Source organism: Cryptosporangium phraense, assembly GCF_006912135.1.
Lineage (GTDB): Bacteria > Actinomycetota > Actinomycetes > Mycobacteriales > Cryptosporangiaceae > Cryptosporangium > Cryptosporangium phraense.
The window spans coordinates 22,891-41,444 of record NZ_VIRS01000005.1 but is presented as its reverse complement, the minus strand read 5'-3'; the positions used below and the strand labels follow the sequence as shown (position 1 = coordinate 41,444).

General features: G+C 70.3%; 17 protein-coding genes. 12 read left to right on the top strand and 5 right to left on the bottom strand.

Annotation, left to right across the window (positions count from 1 at the left end; translation table 11 throughout):
- Positions 1-394 precede the first annotated feature (394 nt).
- Complete coding sequence (locus FL583_RS08910) at positions 395-1,462, bottom strand: DNA adenine methylase (RefSeq protein WP_170323560.1); 1,068 nt, start codon at positions 1,460-1,462, stop codon at positions 395-397.
- A gap of 308 nt (positions 1,463-1,770) precedes the next feature.
- Here FL583_RS08910 and FL583_RS08905 point away from each other — a divergent pair, with 308 nt between their 5' ends.
- The 4 genes from FL583_RS08905 to FL583_RS08890 are packed head-to-tail and all read left to right on the top strand — an operon-like array spanning position 1,771 to position 6,888.
- On the top strand, positions 1,771-3,939 hold the full coding sequence (locus FL583_RS08905; RefSeq protein ID WP_142704076.1) for a helicase HerA domain-containing protein: 2,169 nt from the start codon (positions 1,771-1,773) through the stop codon (positions 3,937-3,939).
- A 6-nt stretch (positions 3,940-3,945) separates the two neighbouring features.
- Positions 3,946-5,367 (top strand): hypothetical protein, encoded by a 1,422-nt coding sequence (locus FL583_RS08900; protein ID WP_142704075.1) that lies wholly within the window; start codon positions 3,946-3,948, stop codon positions 5,365-5,367.
- A gap of 43 nt (positions 5,368-5,410) precedes the next feature.
- Positions 5,411-6,415: a caspase family protein gene (locus tag FL583_RS08895; RefSeq protein ID WP_142704074.1), complete on the top strand. Its 1,005-nt coding sequence runs from the start codon at positions 5,411-5,413 to the stop codon at positions 6,413-6,415.
- Positions 6,412-6,888: a hypothetical protein gene (locus tag FL583_RS08890; RefSeq protein ID WP_142704073.1), complete on the top strand. Its 477-nt coding sequence runs from the start codon at positions 6,412-6,414 to the stop codon at positions 6,886-6,888. The genes FL583_RS08895 and FL583_RS08890 overlap by 4 nt, the downstream gene beginning before the upstream one ends.
- Positions 6,889-6,897: 9 nt before the next feature.
- Here FL583_RS08890 and FL583_RS08885 read toward each other — a convergent pair whose 3' ends face one another.
- On the bottom strand, positions 6,898-7,704 hold the full coding sequence (locus FL583_RS08885) for a hypothetical protein (protein WP_142704072.1): 807 nt from the start codon (positions 7,702-7,704) through the stop codon (positions 6,898-6,900).
- A 134-nt stretch (positions 7,705-7,838) separates the two neighbouring features.
- On the opposite strand from FL583_RS08885, the gene FL583_RS08880 reads away from it, so the two are divergent.
- From FL583_RS08880 to FL583_RS08865, 4 genes are read left to right on the top strand one after another with little or no spacing between them, the layout of a single operon-like run.
- Positions 7,839-8,747: an ABC transporter ATP-binding protein gene (locus tag FL583_RS08880; RefSeq protein ID WP_142704071.1), complete on the top strand. Its 909-nt coding sequence runs from the start codon at positions 7,839-7,841 to the stop codon at positions 8,745-8,747.
- A complete protein-coding gene (locus FL583_RS08875) occupies positions 8,744-9,487 on the top strand; it encodes an ABC transporter permease (protein WP_142704070.1) in 744 nt (247 codons plus the stop codon). The genes FL583_RS08880 and FL583_RS08875 overlap by 4 nt, the downstream gene beginning before the upstream one ends.
- A gap of 34 nt (positions 9,488-9,521) precedes the next feature.
- Positions 9,522-10,793: a sensor histidine kinase gene (locus tag FL583_RS08870; RefSeq protein ID WP_142704069.1), complete on the top strand. Its 1,272-nt coding sequence runs from the start codon at positions 9,522-9,524 to the stop codon at positions 10,791-10,793.
- Positions 10,794-10,801: 8 nt separating this feature from the next.
- Positions 10,802-11,419: a response regulator gene (locus tag FL583_RS08865; RefSeq protein ID WP_276611582.1), complete on the top strand. Its 618-nt coding sequence runs from the start codon at positions 10,802-10,804 to the stop codon at positions 11,417-11,419.
- 23 nt (positions 11,420-11,442) lie between these two features.
- On the opposite strand, the gene FL583_RS08860 is transcribed toward FL583_RS08865, so the two are convergent.
- Together FL583_RS08860 and FL583_RS08855 are read right to left on the bottom strand one after the other, a co-directional pair.
- Positions 11,443-12,174: a dienelactone hydrolase family protein gene (locus tag FL583_RS08860; RefSeq protein ID WP_170323559.1), complete on the bottom strand. Its 732-nt coding sequence runs from the start codon at positions 12,172-12,174 to the stop codon at positions 11,443-11,445.
- Between the two features lie 194 nt (positions 12,175-12,368).
- The gene (locus tag FL583_RS08855; RefSeq protein WP_142704066.1) at positions 12,369-13,079 is read right to left on the bottom strand and encodes a hypothetical protein; all 711 of its coding nucleotides are present in this window, start codon (positions 13,077-13,079) and stop codon (positions 12,369-12,371) included.
- Positions 13,080-13,211: 132 nt separating this feature from the next.
- Between FL583_RS08855 and FL583_RS08850 the strand changes: the two genes are divergently transcribed.
- The 4 genes from FL583_RS08850 (at position 13,212) to FL583_RS08835 (ending at position 16,867) form a co-directional block, all read left to right on the top strand.
- The gene (locus FL583_RS08850; RefSeq protein ID WP_142704065.1) at positions 13,212-14,660 is read left to right on the top strand and encodes a sensor histidine kinase; all 1,449 of its coding nucleotides are present in this window, start codon (positions 13,212-13,214) and stop codon (positions 14,658-14,660) included.
- Between the two features lie 43 nt (positions 14,661-14,703).
- Positions 14,704-15,363, top strand: a complete 660-nt coding sequence (locus FL583_RS08845; protein WP_142704064.1) for a LuxR C-terminal-related transcriptional regulator — start codon at positions 14,704-14,706, stop codon at positions 15,361-15,363.
- A gap of 75 nt (positions 15,364-15,438) precedes the next feature.
- On the top strand, positions 15,439-15,708 hold the full coding sequence (locus FL583_RS08840; RefSeq protein ID WP_142704063.1) for a hypothetical protein: 270 nt from the start codon (positions 15,439-15,441) through the stop codon (positions 15,706-15,708).
- Between the two features lie 28 nt (positions 15,709-15,736).
- Complete coding sequence (locus tag FL583_RS08835; RefSeq protein ID WP_142704062.1) at positions 15,737-16,867, top strand: SPFH domain-containing protein; 1,131 nt, start codon at positions 15,737-15,739, stop codon at positions 16,865-16,867.
- A 43-nt stretch (positions 16,868-16,910) separates the two neighbouring features.
- Here the strand turns inward: FL583_RS08835 and FL583_RS08830 are convergent, their stop codons facing one another.
- A complete protein-coding gene (locus FL583_RS08830; RefSeq protein ID WP_240746631.1) occupies positions 16,911-18,473 on the bottom strand; it encodes an AMP-binding protein in 1,563 nt (520 codons plus the stop codon).
- Between the last annotated feature and the right edge of the window lie 81 nt (positions 18,474-18,554).

The following is an 18,554-nucleotide window of genomic DNA, read 5'->3' as shown; positions in this document are numbered from 1 at the left end:
TCGGTGCAGGCCCTGGGCCAGCGCGATGTGGTTGGGGTCGCCGCCTTTGCGGCGGCGCAGCACGCCCCAGAGGCGGTCCCCGGCGAGGGATTAGCAACGCGAAACGGCGGTGCGGCGAGTTTCCGCAGGCTCCACCGCGTGAACGGCGGGGACGGCCTCCCGCCCACCGAGGGTCCCGAGCTTTGAGCTCGACCTCGTTGAACCGGTGGATCACACCCGGATCGGGTTCCGACCCCGGCGGACCAGCTTCATCGGTCAACCTGCGCGCTCTCACCAGATCCGGCAAACAGCCCACCACCCTGCCTAGAGCACCCCACCCACCAGGCTGGACGAACCGGGATCGCCGCAGTCAGCCCCCAACACCGCGAACCTTCGTGGACAACGCACCAGCAACCTATGGCGAACGTCCCTCGCAGATGTCGCACGACGAATCGTCCACCGGGTGGTACCGGTCCGACTCCGGTACATCGGGAAAATTCGTGACCAGTAATTCGACCCTTGACTGACGTCGACCCTTCGTATCGTTTCGCGCTTTGAGTGCGGCCGCGCTGTACTGATGACGGGCGTGCAAGACCCGCCGGCCTCCCGTTACCGGGTAGAGCGCCCGCACCACCTGGTCGTCGTCGTACGACAGAATCCAGCGGTAGGTATCGGCACCGTTCAACGTCGCGGCGAGATCACTGTGCTGCTTCTCGTCGAAAGCCAGGTGGTACAGGAATTCGGACTTGTCGACGTATGGTGGATCCAAGTACACGAGAATTTCGTCGGGTGCCAACCGGGGGCGATAGTCACGGCCGATCCGGGACAGAGTCTCGTGCCAATCCGAGGTCCAGACGTCGAGGATCCGGCCGGTGTCGCCCAGCTTGCCGATGGCCTCGATGCGCTCGGCCAGCGTCGCCTTGTTGAACCGGCAGTCGATCTTGTACTTGGTCGTCTCGGTCTGCTTCTTTCCGCCGATCGGGCCCGCTCGCCCGTGAAGAATTCCCGAGAAGGTCGTCCTGTTCATGAACAGGCACTTGAGGGCTTGATCGCGCACGGTCCGCGGGCTGGCTTGCTTCCACCACTCCCACCGCGCGACCGTGATCTCCTCATCCCGCATCGCGTCGATCAGCCAGGCCGTATCGAAGACGGCGGTGCGCCAGAACGACGCCACCAACGAGTCGTAATCGGCGAGGATCGCGTGTTCGACGACGCCCGTTCCGACGAGCCGCAGGGCCGTCGACGCGCCGCCGCAGAAGGGCTCGATCATGAGGCGCGGCGGGGGGACGTTCCCTTGAACGATGGTCTCGATGGCGGGAACGAGCCGGCGTTTGGCGCCGGGATAGCGAAGAGGGCTCACCACGGACTGCGCGAACTGGCTCTCGTTCTCAATCGGCCCCGGCTTGTTCCTGACGTCGTCAGGATCCCAGGGGGTGCGTCGGGCCACCGGTTGCTCTGGTGGGCCATCCCCGCCGTCTTCCACGCACGCTCCTAGTCGGCCGTACCGCTCATCGTCACACGGTATCGCCCTCTCTCAGGGTGCACCAGCGCGCTCGTCTCCAGTGTGGATAGTAGAAGTTCCGACCCGGAAGGATCTGTACCGAGCATCCAGAAACGCTGACCGTTCGGGCGATTCGGGTCGGAAAAAGCGCGCGGCTCAGACGTCGTTGATCCACTGTGGAACACTACGGCTCGCCAGGGGGAAGTCAGCGGGCAGCATTTCTGCATACCACGTTTACGCTCCAGCGCTTGCGGTCGACAGGGATCCGGCACTGGTGAAGGGGGAACGGGATGGCGATGCCGATCGGATCCGCTCGTGCTCAAGCGGAGGCGAATCCGCTCAACGTGTTGCTCGACGGCAAAAACGTCGGCCGTGTGTTCGATATCGACTTCCGCGGGGCGACCGTCATCACCAACGATGCCTGGAAGCGAGACGTCGGAGGGATTCCGGAGTTCTGCTTTCTGCTGGCCACGGTTCGCGAGGCGGGCGTGCCCGCACGCAGTCCGGACGACGACGAGGTGCTGCTTCTCCGCGTCGAAGGCACCGCTCCGATACCCCGACAGGCCGAGCTGACCGAGATCCGTGAGGCGGCGGCCCGGCACGAGGCCGTCTGGGGTGACGCGGCGCCGGACCCGGCTGCCCTCACGCTCGACTCGTCGGCCGTTCCGATCGACAACCTGACCCGCGACCGGATGCAGTACAGCGGTCTGCGCTGCCGCATCCTGGGGACCTTCTACGCCGACATCACGTCGAATCAGGTCCCTTATCTGGCGTTCGGCAGCGACCTGGACAACATCTATGCCGCCACGTCCTACCGCGTCTACAAGCCGTCAGCTGCCGCGCTCGAGGTCATTGCGTCGTATCCGTCGGTCACCGAAGGGGAGGCGGAGTCGGGGGCGGCTCCGCAACTGCTCCCGATCGGACACGTTCGCTACGCGAGCACGCGTCGACGAGCCAAATTGCGCAGTGAGCACGAGGTGCCGGTCGCGGTCCGCGTCACTGACTTCATCGAGCAGAAGACCGCCATCTTCGGCATGACGCGTACCGGGAAGTCCAACACCGTCAAGACGCTGACGACGGCTGTCTTCCGGCACGCCTCGGAGAACGGCGAACGGATCGGGCAACTGTTGTTCGATCCTCAGGGCGAGTACGCCAACGTCAACCAGCAGGACGGAACCGCGCTGGCGGACCTGGGCGCCGAACATGTGTCGATCTATCGTTACGGGCTCCGGTTCGGCGAGGACGGTCGGGCCCTGCAGCTGAATTTCTTCGATCGGGAGATGCTCGAGCCGGCCCGGCAGGTCATTGCCGACGTGCTACTGGCCGGCACGAGTAACGCGAAGTACATCACTCGATTCGTGAGCGCCGACCTCTCCGATCCGGATCCCGCCGACTACCCGGACGCGCGAGCGCTCGACAGCGCGAAGCAGCACATCGCACGGGCCCGCATGTTCTTCTATGCGCTCCTCGCCAAGGCGAACTTTCGCCTGCCCAGGAGCTGGTCGTACACGCTGAAGATGGCGGCTCGCATCGCTGACGCGATCATCGCTGAAACCGGCGCCACGATCGTGAAGCTGGACGGTGGCTCGATTCGCATCGAGTCGAGGCAGGACCTGATCAACGTCTGCGAGTGGCTCGTCAAGCATCGCGACGACGGTCCCAACACCGACCGGCAGACGATCGCCTACTGGCTGCGTGAGGAACAAACTCAAGCGGTGATGTCAGTCTTCGAGTCGAGTACCAACCGCGCCGGTATCGCCCGCATGCGAGACGTCGAGCCGTTCCACAACCAGCATGCCAGCGGTAACTTCGCGGTCGAGATCTACAACGAACTCGCCGAGGGCAGGATCGTCATCGTCGAGCTTTCGCGCGGCACGCAGTCGGTGCTGCAGGCGATCTCCGAGCGCATCATCATGGAGGTGCTGGACCGCGGAGGTGAGGTATTCCGCCAGAACGAGAATCCGCCGAAGATGCAGATCGTCATCGAAGAGGCGCACACGCTCTTCGAGAAGTCGAAGTTCGGTAGTCAGGAACGTGACCCGTACGTCCTGCTGGCGCGCACGGCGAGCAAGTTGAAGATCGGGTTGATGTACGCCACTCAGGAAGTTCGCTCCGTCGCCGACGAAGTGCTCAGCAATACCTACAACTGGGTCGTGGCCCACCTCAACAGCAAACATGAGGTCAACGAGTTGTCGAAGTATTACGACTTCGAGTCTTTCGGCGATGCGATCCGCGGTAGCGAAGATCGTGGCTTCGTGCGCATGAAGACCATGAGCGGGCGTTACATCGTGCCGGTGCAGATCGCAAAGTTCGATGCCGAGATGATCGGTGCGGCTCGGACGACCGCCGAGGCCGCGCGAGTCGTCCCGTCCGGACTCCCGTCCGGTGACGCGCTCGGACCGGCTGCGCCGACTCATCGTGAGGATCTCCGCAGCGATGATTTCGACGGACGACGGTAGGGCCGCATGCCGTACGTGAACGAGTCAGGCAACCACGAGCGCGCCGATCGGCTCAATCATCGCGGCCTGATCGTCGACCCTGCCGTGACCGCGGCACTCAAAGGAATGAACCTTCCGGACCGGGCGATGGCCCGCGATCGGATCCAGGACGACATCGGCGCCCTACGAACGTCACGGCTGGATCTGCCGCTGGTCGGCCGGGCTACCAGCCGAGCCGTCGCCGTGGACGGCAGTCCGGCCGAGGTGGAAGTTCTTCCAGATTTCCCCGCTGCGCGCGTCGGCTATCTGCAGGTAGCGGTTGCCCATGTCGACCTGAATCGCATGCTCGCACCGCCGGCGGATCGATTCGTGGATCCTCGGGAGATCGGCCGGGCGGCGGTCGGCTATGTGCTGAAGAGCGTCATTCCGACTTCGGTGATCAACTATCGCGACGGGCAGGACCAGCCCGCGGCTATCCGGCAAGCTGTCGACACCATCTTTCGTGCCAGCCGGATGGGGGACAGCGAAGACGACCTCGCGTCGCTCACCGACGTGTTGCTTCACGTGTGGCCGGGCACCCCCGACGCGCCGGCCGCCTTCCTCGAGGTGCGGAAGTGTCCGTCGTGCGGGTGCGAAGGACCCCATCGGGTCGGTTCGGCGGCAATTTCCTGCCCCAGTTGTCGGGAGCCGATCTATCCGACCGACGTCCTTCAGCTGCACCTCGAGGTCGCCCCGGAGGGCAGTAACCTCACCGTGCTCGGAAGGCTGATGAACGTCGTCGAGGTTCTGGTCTTTCTCTGGTTCATCCGATGCTTCGCGCAGGGGAGTGAGTACCAGCACACGGCCTTCATTCTCGACGGCCCGCTGTCGGTGCACGGTGCCGCGGCCGACCTCAAACGAGGCGCGGAGCGTTTTCTCCAGGCCGTCCACGAGACGGCGACGCGACGAGGATGGAAGAGTCCCCCCATTCTCGGGTTGCAGAAGACCGGCGTGCTCGTCGACCACGCCCATCAGCTGGCAAGCCTCGACCTGCTACCACCGGGCACCCTCGTCGAGCTGCCCGACGGATATCTTCGGCGCTGGGTTGTTCCCGGACCGGCTTCCGCATACGGGAAAGACACCGACTTCGGGCGGCGTTTCCTGTACCGCACGCAAGACGGCCGCGTGCACGTCTTCGCCGTGCCGCGTCTCTCCGGAGGGACGGTCACCGATGACCGCCTCGCGGTGAATCGGAACGCCTATCCGACCTTACGCACCACGGTGGATCTTCTGGACACCGTCGGCACGCGACTCTACGAGGACGCCGTGATCCCGGTTGCCCTGGCGCACAACTACGCGAGCCTGCCAGTGGGAATCGGCAGCGAGGTCTTACGGACTCATGCCCAGGTCACGCTGGGAATTCGCCCCACTGCGCTGCCGCCGCAACCGCCTCGCTGGCCACATCGCTGAGGAGCTCGCAGATTCGCTGACACACTAAGAGCGGGGGGATCTCATGAAGCGTGCGTTAGCGGTCGGCATCGATCACTACCCGACCATGACGAATCTGGGCGGATGCGTCGCCGACGCGGAGGCGGTCGCGGAGCTCCTGAGGCGCAACGACGACGGCAGCCGGAACTTCACCGTGCAGGTGCTACTGGGCACCGCGACCAATCCCGGCGGCGTGACGCGCGGCCTCCTGCGCGACGAACTGGGGCGGCTGTTCGCGAACTCGCGTGACCATGACCTGCTGTTCTATTTCGCCGGTCACGGTGGCCAGACCGCGTGGGGCGCGGACCTCATGACGCAGGACGGCACCCACAACAGCCCCGGTGTGTCGATGAACGACCTGATCACGCTGGCGAACGGCTCGGCCGCGCGGAGCGCCACGATCATCCTGGACTGCTGCTACAGCGGCGACGTCGGGAACGTCGCCGCGCTGCAGCCGCTCTCGATCGCCGAGCAGTTCCGGCACGGCGTCGCGGTGCTGCGGGAGAACGTCGTGGTGATGACCGCGAGCCGGCCGACCGAGCCGGTCGGCGAGGCTCGCGGCCACGGCGTGTTCACCCGCGTCTTGCTGGCCGGCCTGGAGGGCGGTGCGACCGATCATCTCGGCCGGATCACCGGGCTCGGCCTGTACGAGTTCGTCAGCGCGGCGTTCGACGCGTGGGCGCAGCGCCCACTGCTCAAGGCGCATCTGACCGAGCCGACCGTTCTCCGCGAGGGGCGGCCGTGGCTGGACGTCGAGCTGTTGCGTGAACTGCCGCAGCATTTTCCCAAGGCCAAAGCGCGCGTCCGGCTCAGCCCGGACCACGAGGGTGAGGGGCGACCGTTCCCCCCGGGCTTGACGGGAACGGCGGAGCAACAGCAGTTCGACTACTTCGGGCGGCTGCGCAATGCAAACTTGCTCACGACCGACGAAGGACGAGCGTTGTACTGGGTAGCGCTGGAGGGCGGCGAGGTGTATCTGACCCCGATAGGCCAGTACTTCTGGGACTTGGCGCGGCGGGATGCCCTGTGACGATCGTGGGATTCACCGGCCACCAATCGCTCTCGGCGCCGACCGTCGGTCTGGTCGTCAGCGCACTCCGCGCCGAGCTGGCGGAGGTCGGTGAACCACTGGTCGGGATCTGCAGCCTGGCCGTCGGGGCCGATCAGCTCTTCGCGCGCGAGGTGCTCCGTTGCCGGGGGAGCCTGAGGGTCGTCGTTCCGAGTGCGGGATACCGGACGACGTTCGCCGACGACGACCGGCCCGAATACGACCGGCTGCTGGCCCGGGCTCAGCAGCACCGCGTGCTCGCGTACCCGACGCCGTCCGAGGAGGCGTACCTCGCGGCCGGGCACGCGATCGTCGACTCGTCCGACGTGCTCCTCGCGGTGTGGGACGGCGCCCCGGCGGCGGGGCTGGGTGGCACCGGTGACATCGTCGCGTACGCGCGTGCGCGGGGCATCGAGACTCGCGTCGTCTGGCCCGTCGGCGCGGGCCGCGTCTGAAACGCGAGGTCAGGCCGTCGCGGGTTCCTGGGCCGGGGAGCCGGCCAGGACCAGGGCGGCCGCGATCGCCAGCGCGAAGCCGGCCACCGCGGCCGGTATCCAGCCCGATCGGACCGTGTCGCCGAGCCACGCGAACCCCACGCTCGACGGGACGACGACCTCGACCGTCCAGAGCACGGCGGTGACCCGGGCGACGTTCCCGTGCTCGAGCGCGGCGGCGTAGAGGAGCGCACCGGTCACGCCGAAGACGACGAGCGCCCAGACCGCCGGCTCGGCCGGCCAGCTCCCGCCCACCGTGATTCCGTGCACCGCGATCGCGGCGCCGCCGAAGGCGGCTCCGGCCACGACGGCGCACCCGACCACCGCCCACTCCCGCCCGGCCCGCGCGCGCCGGGCCGTCCACCAGCCGGCCGCGGCCAGGGCGACCGCCGAGGCGGCCACCACCACGGAGACCGCGGTGGAGAACCCGCCCTCCGTCTGCGTCCCGGACGCCCCGGCGAGCAGCGCCAGCCCCACCACGGTGACCGCGATCGCCCCTCCGTCGGCCCGGCGCAGCACGGTGCCGAGGAACGCCCGCGCCCCCAGGGCGGTCACCGCCAGCGACCCGGCCAGCACCGTCTGCACCAGGTAGATCGGTAGCGTCCGCAGCGCGACCAGCGACAACAGCCAGGCCACTCCGTCCAGCCCGAGTCCGGCCAGATACGCCGGTTCCCGCCACACGAGCACCGTGCTGCGGGCCCGCCGAGCCCCCACCGCCTGCAGCAGCGAGCCCGCCCCGTAGGCCACGGCCGCCGCGATCGCCAGCACCAACGCCACGTCTCGCACCCGTCCAGGTAACCGGCGCCGACCTGAAGGAACCCTGAGTCCTCCGGATGGAGGACCCCCGGGTCCTTCCGGCCCCGCCCTCCTGGTGCATGCCCGCCAGCTCCCGGAGCCGCGACGCTCGAGACATGCCAGCAATCACCGCACGAGACCTCCGCAAGAGCTACTCCGGCCGGACCGTCGTCGACGGCATCGACCTCGACGTCGAGGAGGGCGAGATCTTCGCGCTGCTCGGCCCCAACGGCGCCGGCAAGACCACCACCGTCGAGATGCTCACCGGCGTCCGCCATCGCGACTCCGGCCGGATCGACGTCCTCGGCCTCGACCCCGACCACGACGGCGAGAAGCTCGCGCACCTCGTCGGCGTCCAGCTCCAGGACTCCCAGCTGCCCGACAAGCTGCGCGTCGAGGAGGCGATCGCGCTGTTCTCGAGCTTCTACCGCGACCCGATCGACGGCGACACGCTGCTGGAGCGCCTGCACCTGTCCGAGCACCGCCGCCGCCCGTTCGGCAAGCTCTCCGGCGGCCAGCAGCAGCGCCTGGCGATCGCGCTCGCGCTGGTCGGACGTCCCCGGGTGGCCGTGCTCGACGAGCTGACCACCGGCCTGGACCCCAAGGCCCGCCGCGAGACCTGGGGCCTGATCTCCGGCCTGCGCGACGACGGCGTCACGGTCGTCCTCGTCACGCACTTCATGGAGGAGGCCGAGCACCTCGCCGACCGCCTCGCGCTGTTCGAGAACGGCCGGATCGTCGCCGTCGACACCCCGGCCGGGCTCATCGCGTCACGCACCGACGGACGTCAGGAGATCCGCTTCCGCCTCGACGGCGACGCGGTCGCCGAGCTCGAAGGCCTGCGCCGGCTGCCCGGCGTGCAGACGGTCGCCCTCCAGGGCCCGACCGTCGTCGTCACCGGCACCGGGGACGTCATCCTCGCCGTCACCGCCCACATCGCCCGCGAAGGCCTGACCGCCCGCGATCTCCGCGTACACCAGGCCACCCTCGACGACGCCGTTCTCACCACCGGGAGCAACCAGTGACCGCGCCTCTGACCACCCTGTTCAAGACCGAGACCAGGCTCTTCCTCCGCGAACCGGCGACGCTGATCTGGGGTTTCCTGCTCCCGGTGATCGCGTTCGTCATCCTCGCGGTGGTCCCCGGCACCAGCCGGCCCAACCACGACCTCGGCGGCCTCAGCTACGCGCAGGTCTACCTCGGGATCATCGCGCTGATCTCGCTGGCGATGGTGTCGTCGATGAGCCTGCCGCAGTCCCTCGGCATCTACCGGGAACGCGGCATCCTCCGCCGGTTGTCGGTGACGCCGATGCGGCCCTGGCGCCTGCTGGCCACCCAGATCGGCATCCACCTCGCGATCACGCTCGCCACCGTCGTCGTCCTCCTGCTCGTGGCGACGCTGACGTTCGACGGCGGGTTCCCCGGCAGCGTGCCGGGCTGGATCGTCTCGCTGGTCCTGTCGTCGGCCGCGATGCTCGGGCTGGCGTCGCTGATCTCGGCCCTGGCCCCGAGCGCGAAGATCGCCAACGCGATCGCCACCGGGCTGTTCTTCCCGCTGATGTTCTTCGCCGGGCTCTGGCTGCCGCAGCAGGTCATGCCGCACTGGCTGGCCACGCTCTCGCACTACACGCCGCTCGGCGCGGCCAGCCAGGCGCTGAGCTCGTCGATCGACGGCCACTTCCCGCCGACGCTGTCGCTGGTCGTGCTGGCCGCCTACGCGGTGGTCTTCATCGGAGCGGCCGTCCGTAGGTTCCGCTGGTCCTGAACGTCAGAATGGAATCGTGGGAAGGGAGGCGGCCGTGAGTACCTCGCCGGAGGCGACCGTTGGTGCGGTGCCGTTGGACGCGGTGACCGACGCGAACCTGCGGCGCTGGATGCCGCTGACGCTGCTGGCCGCCTCCCTCGTGGTCGCGGTGACCGACACGGTCCTCAGCCATCGCAGCGCCGACGCGATCCCGTTCCGGGTCGCGATCCCGGTCCTGGCCGGGGTCACGCTGCTCGCCGCCGGGTGGACCTGGGTCTTCCACCCGTCGGTGCGCGGCCGGCCGGTTACGTACTTCCTGGTCCGGCTGGTGCTCACCGCGATACTGGTCGGCTTGAACCCGTGGTACGGCATCTACACCTGGTACGCGTACGTCGAGGGCCCGAACTACCTGCCCGACCGGCTGGTCTACCCGGCGATGGGCGGAGTCGCCATGATCGCCTCGGCCAGCTACATCGGCGGCTACCCGACGACCCCGGTGCTGATCGTCGTCTGGCTGCTGCTGTCCGCCGGGAGCTTCGCGCTGGTGCGATTCGTCACCGGGGTCGTCCGGAAGTCCCGCGAGCAGGAGATCGAGCGCGGCCGGATGCTCGAGGAACTGACCGCGACCAACCAGCGTCTGGAAGAGACCCTGGCCGAGAACCGGGGACTGCAGAACCAGCTGGTCACCCAGGCCCGCGAGGCCGGGGCGCTCGACGAGCGGGCCCGCCTGGCCGGCGAGATCCACGACACGCTGGCCCAGGCCCTGACCGGCATCATCCGCCAGCTCGAGGCGGCCGACCGCACCGGCGAGCTGGCCGGCGCCACCCGTCCGCACGTCGATCAGGCCGCGCAGCTGGCCCGGGAGGGCCTCTCCGAGGCCCGTCGGTCACTGCAGGCCCTCCGGCCGGGCCGCCTCGAGGGCTCTACGCTGCCGAAGGCGATCCAGGGCGTCGCCGCCGGCGCCGACCTCCCGGTCGACGTCGACGTCACCGGACCGGTCCGCGTGCTCCCGACCGACCAGGAGGTGGTTCTGCTGCGGGTCGTCCAGGAGGCCCTAGCCAACGTGACGAAACACGCGTCCGCGACGCGCGTCGGCGTGACGCTCACCTACTTGGAGGACGCGGTGATGCTCGACGTCCGCGACGACGGCGTCGGTTTCGATCCGGACGCCGTCGGCGAGCGGCCCGACGGCACCGGGATGGGGCTCACCGCGATGCGTGACCGGCTGGCCCGGGTCGACGGCACGTTGATCGTCGAGAGCACGCCCGGGGAGGGCACCGCGCTGGTGGCCACGCTGCCGTGCGGCGCCCCGGTGACCGCGTCATGATCCGGCTGATGCTCGTCGACGACCACCCGGTCGTCCGCGACGGCCTCCGCGGGATGTTCGACAGCATCGACGACATCGAGGTCGTCGGCGAGGCCTCCGACGGCGAGCAGGCGGTTCTCCTCGCCGTCGTCGAGCAGCCGGACGTCGTCGTGATGGACCTCCGGATGCCCGGCGCCGGCGGCGTCGAGGCCATCCGCGAGCTCCGCCGCCGCGGCGTCACCGCTCGCGTCCTGGTCCTGACGACGTTCGACGCGGACGCCGACGTGCTGGACGCGGTGGCCGCGGGCGCCACCGGCTACCTGCTCAAGGACGCGCCCGGCGACGAGCTCGTGCGGGCCGTGCGCAGCGCCCACAAGGGCGACGCGGTGCTCTCGCCCGCGGTGGCCAGCCGCCTGATGAGCCGGGCCGCCGCGCCGCCGGCCGTGGCGAGTCCGGGCCTGAGCAAGCGGGAACTGGAGGTGCTGAGGCTGGTCGCCGCCGGGGCGACGAACCGCGAGGCGGCCCGGACGCTGTTCATCTCCGAGACGACGGTCAAGACGCACCTGCTGCACCTGTTCGAGAAGCTCGGCGTGCGTGATCGCGCGTCGGCGGTGGATGCGGCCCATCGAGCCGGGTTACTGGGCTGAGCCGACGCGGGGCCACCGCGGGGTCAGCGGGCCGGGACGTCGGCGAGGAAGGCGCGGATGTCGGCGTGCGACCGCGCGTCGGCGTCGCGGTGATAGGACACGCCGGGAGTCGCTCCGGGGGTGGCGTGCTCGTGGGTGAAGCCGTGCTCGGCGCCGCCGTAGACGTTCAGTTGCCAGTCGGCCCGGGCGTGGTCCATTTCGGCGGCGAACTGCTCGACGTGCGCCATCGGTACGTGCGGATCCCGGGCCCCGTGGCAGACCAGGACGCGGGCGGTGACCGCACCCGGCTCGGCCGGAGCGCTGGTGGTCAGCGTTCCGTGGACGCTGATCACGCCGGCCAGCTCGGCGCCGGCCAGCTCGGCCCCGGCGCGGGCGAGGGTGAGTGCGGCCAGGCCGCCGAAGCAGAATCCGATCACGGCGTACGCGTCGACCTGGGGCGCGGCGGCCAGCGCGGCCCGGCCGCGGGCGGCCAGCAGGTCGGGATCGTCTCGCAGGGCCGTCACCTGGGCCAGGATGCGTTGCCGATCGCCGGCGGTTCCGTCGCCGTACAGGTCCGCGGCGAACACGGTGTAGCCCAGTTCTGCGTACCGGCGGCTCTGCTGCTGGGCGTGCGAGTCGAGGCCCGCGCCGCCGTGGAACAACAGAATTCCCGGACGGTCGCCCGGGGGCGCCGAGGGCCGGTACAGCAGCCCGGTGAACTGGGAATCGCCCTCGCGATAGGACAGAGAATGCACGTCGACGCTGAAATTCGTCACGCCGAGAATGTAATGCGATGGATTTCCAGCATATCAGCATCGCAATTTTGGAAAAACGGTCGATCGGATCGACTTCGACTGCCGAATGGTCCGCCGATTCGTAGCCTTGTCGGCGAGAACCCGCACGGGCCGGTTCCGTGGCCGGCCTGCTCGGCGGTGATCAGCCACACCGCCTCGGGAACGTCGATCGCGGGTCAGGGTGCCTTTCTGACCTGGGCGGTCGTGCCGTGGGCGACGACGGTTCGGGGACTGGCCGGGTCGCTCTTCGTGGGGCAGTCGCACGTGATCCGGTAGGTCTCCGGCCCCGGCGGCAACGTGACGCGCACCGCGCCCGCGGCCTCGGCGTCCACATGATCGGGAGGGCGCGCGAACGCGACGTCGACCTTTCGCTCGTCGGAGGTGGCGCGGACGTCGGCGGACGTCGCGTCGGTGACCGTCACCGACTGCTGCGCGCGCAGGCGCAGCGGACCGGCCGGACGCTCGACCCGGAGCCAGCTGTCGCTGACGGTCGCGGTGAGCGCGCCGGTCGGGCCGACCGCGCGGACCGGCGCGTCGCTGGTGATCGTGACCGCGGTGCGGGGCGGGACACGCACGACGTGCAGCCCGCCGCAGTCCGGGACGAACCCGCTGCAGGTGACGCGGAGCCGCAGCCGGTCGCCGGACAGCGACCAGGACGCGTTGCCGTCGGCGGTCGCCTTGCCGGTGAGCGTCCGGTCGACCTGGACGCGTCCGGGGTCGCCGGTGACCAGCCGGACGTCGGTGCCGCCGGCGTCGACGACGAGCGAGTCGCCGGGCAGGTCGAACGAGCGCCGGTCGTGGCTCGACTCGTTGATCGAGCTGATGTCGGTGCAGGCGGTGCAACCGATGAGGACGGCCGCGGCCAGCGCGGTCAGGGGTGATCGCATGCCGTCGAGCACACCAGCGGTGGGGCGCCGGGGCACGGCGCGTAGGTATCGGGTGGGGGTAGGGCCAGGTCTACCGGGTGGGTGGATCCAGACGGCTGGGGGGCGGGGACTCGGCGAGGTTACCGTCCGCCGGTGACAGTTTTCGGGGCTCTGCGGCGCCGTCGGTTTCTGGTGGGTGCGTGGCCGTGGCGGGCTGGTGCGTATCTGGTGTCGACGGTGCCGGTCGGGGCGGTGGCTGCGGTTCCGTTCGGGGTGTTGGGGTTGCCGTGGCTGGTGCTCGCGGTGCGGGTGTCCCGGTTGGAGTTCGCCGGGGTTGGTGATCTGGTGCTGCTGGTGGTGGGGGGTGTGCTGATCGGTGGGGTCGGGCCGTTGGTCGCGTGGCCGGTCGCGGAGGTCGAGCGGGTCCGGTTGCGGCTGATCGACGACCGGCCGCTCCGGGGTTCGGCACGGGGGCGTGGGATCCGGGCGTTCTACACGGATCCGGCTACCTGGCGGGCGTTGGCCTACGCGTTGGTGCTGCTCACGGCCGGGCCGGTGGTGTACGGGGCGGTGGTGTCGGTGCTCGTGCTGCTGGCCGCGTGGGTGGTGGCTCCGGTGGTCGTGGGCGACGGGCCGATCGCGGTCGGGTTCGACACGGTGGGGAGTCCGGCCGAGGCCGCGCCCTATGCGATCGCGGCCGTGCTGGCGTTGCCGGTCGTGCCGTATCTGCTGGCGGTGGTGGCGGGGGCGCATGCGGCGGTCGCGCGGGTGCTGTTGCAGCCGCCCGGGGAGGTTCGGCTGCGGGCCGAGCTGGTGGAGGTCTCGCGCTCGCGGGCGCGGCTGGCCGACGCGTTCGAGGCCGAGCGTCGGCGGATCGAGCGTGACCTCCACGACGGCGCCCAGCAGCGCCTCGTCAGCCTGACCCTCCAACTCGGCCTGGCCCGGACCCTCCTCGCCGAGGTCCCGCCGGCGACCGAGCCGCCCGCCTCGTCCGCGGCCCCGGCCTCTGCCGCGGCCCCGGCCTCTGCCGCGGCCCCGGCCTCTGCCGCGGCCCCGGCCCCGGCCTCCACTCCGGCGTCTGCCTCCGCTGCGGCCGAGTCGGACCCGACGGCGACGGCGATCGCCACGGCCGAGTCGGCGGCCGCCGTAGCGGTTGCGCATCGGCAGGCGAAGGAGCTCATGACCGAGTTTCGCGAGCTCATACGCGGGATCCGCCCCCAGCTCCTCACCGACCTCGGCCTCCCCGAGGCGCTGCGCGAGCTGGCCGACCGCAACCCGGTCCCGACCCGCGTGCACACGGACCTGCCCGGCCGGCCCTCGGCCCAGGCCGAGACGACCGCCTACTTCGTCGTGGCCGAGGCGCTGACCAACGTCGCCAAGCACAGCGCGGCCGGCCAGGCGACCGTCCACACCGGCCGGGACCGCGACACGCTCGTCGTCGAGGTTCTCGACGACGGGTGCGGCGGCGCCGACGCCGCCAACGGCACCGGCCTCACCGGACTGGCCGACCGCGTCGCCGCGGTCGGCGGCCGGGTCCTGCTGTCCAGCCCGCCCGGCGGCCCGACCCGGCTCCGCGCCGAGATGCCCTGGGGTCCGGCGTGAGCGGCCTCCGGACGCTCCGCGCCGAGCTTCCCCGGGATCCGCTGTGACCGGCCTCCGGACGGTCCTGGCCGAGGACGGCGTCCTGCTGCGCGAGGGGCTGACCAGTGTGCTGGAACGGTTCGGGTTCGACGTGGTGGCCGCGGTCGGTGACGCCGATGCGCTGGCCGCGGCGGTCGCGCGGCTGATCCCCGCGCTGGTGATCACCGACATCCGGATGCCACCCGGGTTCGGCGACGAGGGGCTGCGCGCGGCGATCGCCCTGCGCAGGCGGCATCCGGGGCTCGCGGTGGTCGCGCTCAGTCAGTTCGTCCAGCACGCCTACGCGGCCGACCTGCTCGAGTCCGGCGACGGCCGCGGGGTCGGCTACCTGCTCAAGGACCGGGTCGTCGACGTCGGGGACTTCGTCCGGACGCTGCACCGGATCGTCGACGGCGGCACTGTCGTCGACCCCGAGGTCGTCCGGCGGCTGCTGGGGCGGCGGAGCGACCCGGTCGCCCGGTTGTCGCCGCGCGAGCGGGAGGTGCTCGCGCTGGTCGCCGAGGGCCACTCGAACGCGGCGATCGCCCGCCGGCTGTTCCTGTCCGAGGCGGCGGTCGGCAAACACGTCGGCAACGTGCTGGTCAAGCTCGACCTGCCCCCGGCGACCGACGGCAACCGCCGGGTCCTCGCGGTCCTCACCTGGCTCCGCAGCGCGGCGACGTGACCGCCCCCGACCCGTGATTCCGGGACCGTCGGCACCGGTGCGGCCGACGTGCCGGGCAGGCCTATCCTCGGGCTTGTGGACGGGGAGCGCACGGTCGTCGGCAGCGTCGGCCAGTTGATCGTCCCGACTCGCGGCGCGGCCGGGGCCGGCGAGGTCCTCCTCGTCGTCGGTGGCGCTCCCGAGGCCTACCTGGCCTGGTCCGACGCGGCGATGCCGCGGGGCACCCGGGTCCTGGTGGTCGACGTGCGCGGTGCGCGGACCGTCGACGTGGTCGCGTGGGACAGTCGGCGCGAACAGGCCGCTCGTCCACTTCCTGAAGTTCCCTCTCCGGGCCCCACCGACTGACGCCCGTTTCCGAAAGAAGGTCCGAACCATGTTCGGGTACCGAGTCCCCTCGCCCGACGAGGCGATGCTCATCTCCGGCGGCAAGAACCGCGACGCGGCGCCGTTCCGCGTCATCATCGGCCACGGCGCCTTCGTGCTGCCGTTCTTCCGTAAGGCCCGTTTCCTCACGTTGGCGATGCGTGAGGCCGAAGTCGAGGAGCTCTGCGTCACCCGGCAGGGAATCAGTCTCAACGTGCGGGCCGTCATCGCCTTCAAGGTCGGTACCGACGTCCAGAGCATCGTCGCGGCCGGGCAGCGGTTCCTCTCCGACCAGGACCAGATGGCGGTGCTGACCGGGCGGATCTTCTCCGGTCACCTGCGGTCCATCATCGGCTCGATGACCGTCGAGGAGATCATCACCGAACGGCAGAAGCTGGCCATCGAGATCCTCGACGGGTCGAAGGAGGAGATGTCGAAGATCGGGCTGACCGTCGACGCCCTGCAGATCCAGTCGATCGACGACGGCAAGCTCGGTTACATCGCGGCGATGGCGGCCCCGCACAACGCGGCCATCCAGCGGGAGGCGCAGATCGCTCAGGCCAGGGCGAACCAGGCGGCGGCCGAGGCGCAGCAGGAGTCGCAGCGCAGGCAGTCGGAGTACGCGCGGCAGACCGCGATCGTGCAGGCGCAGTACAAGGCCGAGATCGACACCGCGCAGGCCGAGGCGGCCCAGGCCGGCCCGCTCTCCCAAGCCCAGGCGCAGCGCGAGGTCATCGCGGCCCAGACCGAGCTGGCCCAGCGCGAGGCCGAACTGCGGCAGCAGCAACTGGTCGCGGAGGTCGTGCGGCCGGCCGAGGCGGAGGCCGAGCGGGTACGGATCGTGGCGGCGGCCGAGGCCGAGCAGATCCGGATCCAGGCCGAGGCGGCCGCGTCCTGCGGCCGGGTCGCGCTCGATCGGATGCTCATCGACCAGCTGCCGGAGATCGTCCGCCAGGCCGCGCAGGGGCTCGCGGGCGCGAACGTCACGGTGGTCAACGGCGCCGAAGGAGTCAGCCAGGTCGCGGCCGGCCTGGTGGGCCAGGGGATGGCGATCTTCGACGCGCTGCGCGAGCGCACCCACGCGGACGTGAGCTCGCCCAACGGCTCGGCCGCCACCCCGCGGTCCGAATTACGCCCCTGATCGGCGACGGCGGTGGCTCCCAGCCCGGGGGCGGGATGGTCGGTCAACTGATCCGGCGATCGTGTCCGGTCCAGGCCTTCTCGCGCAGCACGTACTTCTGCACCTTCCCGGTCGACGTCTTGGGCAGCTCGCCGAACGTCACCGATTTGGGCGCCTTGAACCGGGCCAGCCGTCCCCGCACGTGCTCGATGATCTCGGCCGCGGTCACCGAGGCTCCGTCGTGCAGCGTCACGTACGCGGCCGGAACTTCCCCCCACCGCGAGTCCGGCACCGCGATCACCGCCGCCTCCAGCACCGCCGGATGGTCCATGATCGCCTGCTCCACCTCGACCGACGCGATGTTCTCCCCGCCCGAGATGATCACGTCCTTCGACCGGTCGCGCAGCTCCACGTACCCGTCCGGGTGGACGACGCCGAGGTCCCCGGTGCGGAACCACCCGTCCGGGGCCGCGGCCGCGGTCGCCGCCGGGTCGTCCAGATACCCGAGCATCACATTGTTGCCACGCAGCGCGATCTGGCCCGTCGTGGCCCCGTCGGCCGGCACGTCCCGGCCCTCCGGATCGAGCACCCGCACCGCGCACGAGATCATGTTCCCCACGCCCTGCCGCGACTTGAGCTTCGCCTGCTCGTCGACGTCCAAAAATGACCATTCCGGACGCCAGTCGCAGATCATCGCCGGACCGTAGGTCTCGGTGAGGCCGTAGAGGTGGGTGACGTCGAACCCGAGCTCGTCCATCCGGCGCAGGATGGCCGGCGACGGCGGCGCACCACCGACCGCGACCCGGACGGTGCGGCCGGCCGGCAGCGGCGACGCGTCGGAGGCGTAGGCGATCATCGAGAGTACGGTCGGCGCGCCCTCGAGGTGCGTGACCGACTCGGTGCGGACCAGCCGCCAGACCTCGGCCGGCTCCACCTTCGGCAGGCAGACGTGGGTGGCCGCGGCCGCGGTCACCGCCCACGGGAAGCACCAGCCGTTGCAGTGGAACATCGGCAGCGTCCACAGGTGCACCGAGCTCGGGCTCAGCCCGGTGTGCCCGACCATCGAGAGCGACTGCAGGTACGCGCCCCGGTGCGAGTACATGACGCCCTTCGGGCGTCCGGTGGTGCCGGACGTGTAGTTGATCGAGAGCAGCGCCTGCTCGTCGTCCGGCGTCCGGTGCAGTGGCTCGGCGTCGTTCAGCAACTCCTCGTACCGCTCACCCAGGCGGACGCGATGCGGCGGGGCGTCCGCGGCCGCGAGGACCGCGTCGACCAGGTCGTCGAAGACCGGGTGATGGATCAGCACCGCGGCCCGGGAGTGCTCGAGGATGTAGCCGACCTCGTTCGCCGAGAGCCGGGTGTTGATCGCGACCAGCGGCACCCCGGCCCACGGCACGCCGAAGTTCGCCTCGAGCAGCTCGTGGACGTTCGGGGCGAGCACGGCCACCGGGCGGCCGTCGGCCAGCGGTGCCAGCGCACCGGCCAGCCGGGTGCAGCGGTCGTGCAGCTGCGCGTAGGTCCAGCGCCGGTCGCCGTCGACGACGCCGATCCGGTCGCCGTGCGCGGCGGCGGCGCGGTCGAGGTAGGCGGTCGGGGTCAGCGGCTCGTACGAGAGAGAAGCGGCCACGCTGCCCAGCCTGTCCCGCGGAATCCCGGTTCGCAATGCCGCGCCGACGTCCACAAGAGACTCTGCGTCGTATTGGTGACA

What these genes read in the sequence shown, in the direction of transcription:
- FL583_RS08865 (WP_276611582.1), top strand. Translation starts at nt 10,802, where the DNA reads ATGCTCGTCGACGACCACCCGGTCGTCCGCGACGGCCTCCGCGGGATG.
- FL583_RS08895 (WP_142704074.1), top strand. Translation starts at nt 5,411, where the DNA reads ATGAAGCGTGCGTTAGCGGTCGGCATCGATCACTACCCGACCATGACG.
- FL583_RS08905 (WP_142704076.1), top strand. Translation starts at nt 1,771, where the DNA reads ATGGCGATGCCGATCGGATCCGCTCGTGCTCAAGCGGAGGCGAATCCG.
- FL583_RS08880 (WP_142704071.1), top strand. Translation starts at nt 7,839, where the DNA reads ATGCCAGCAATCACCGCACGAGACCTCCGCAAGAGCTACTCCGGCCGG.
- FL583_RS08835 (WP_142704062.1), top strand. Translation starts at nt 15,737, where the DNA reads ATGTTCGGGTACCGAGTCCCCTCGCCCGACGAGGCGATGCTCATCTCC.
- FL583_RS08855 (WP_142704066.1), bottom strand. Translation starts at nt 13,079, where the DNA reads ATGCGATCACCCCTGACCGCGCTGGCCGCGGCCGTCCTCATCGGTTGC.
- FL583_RS08900 (WP_142704075.1), top strand. Translation starts at nt 3,946, where the DNA reads ATGCCGTACGTGAACGAGTCAGGCAACCACGAGCGCGCCGATCGGCTC.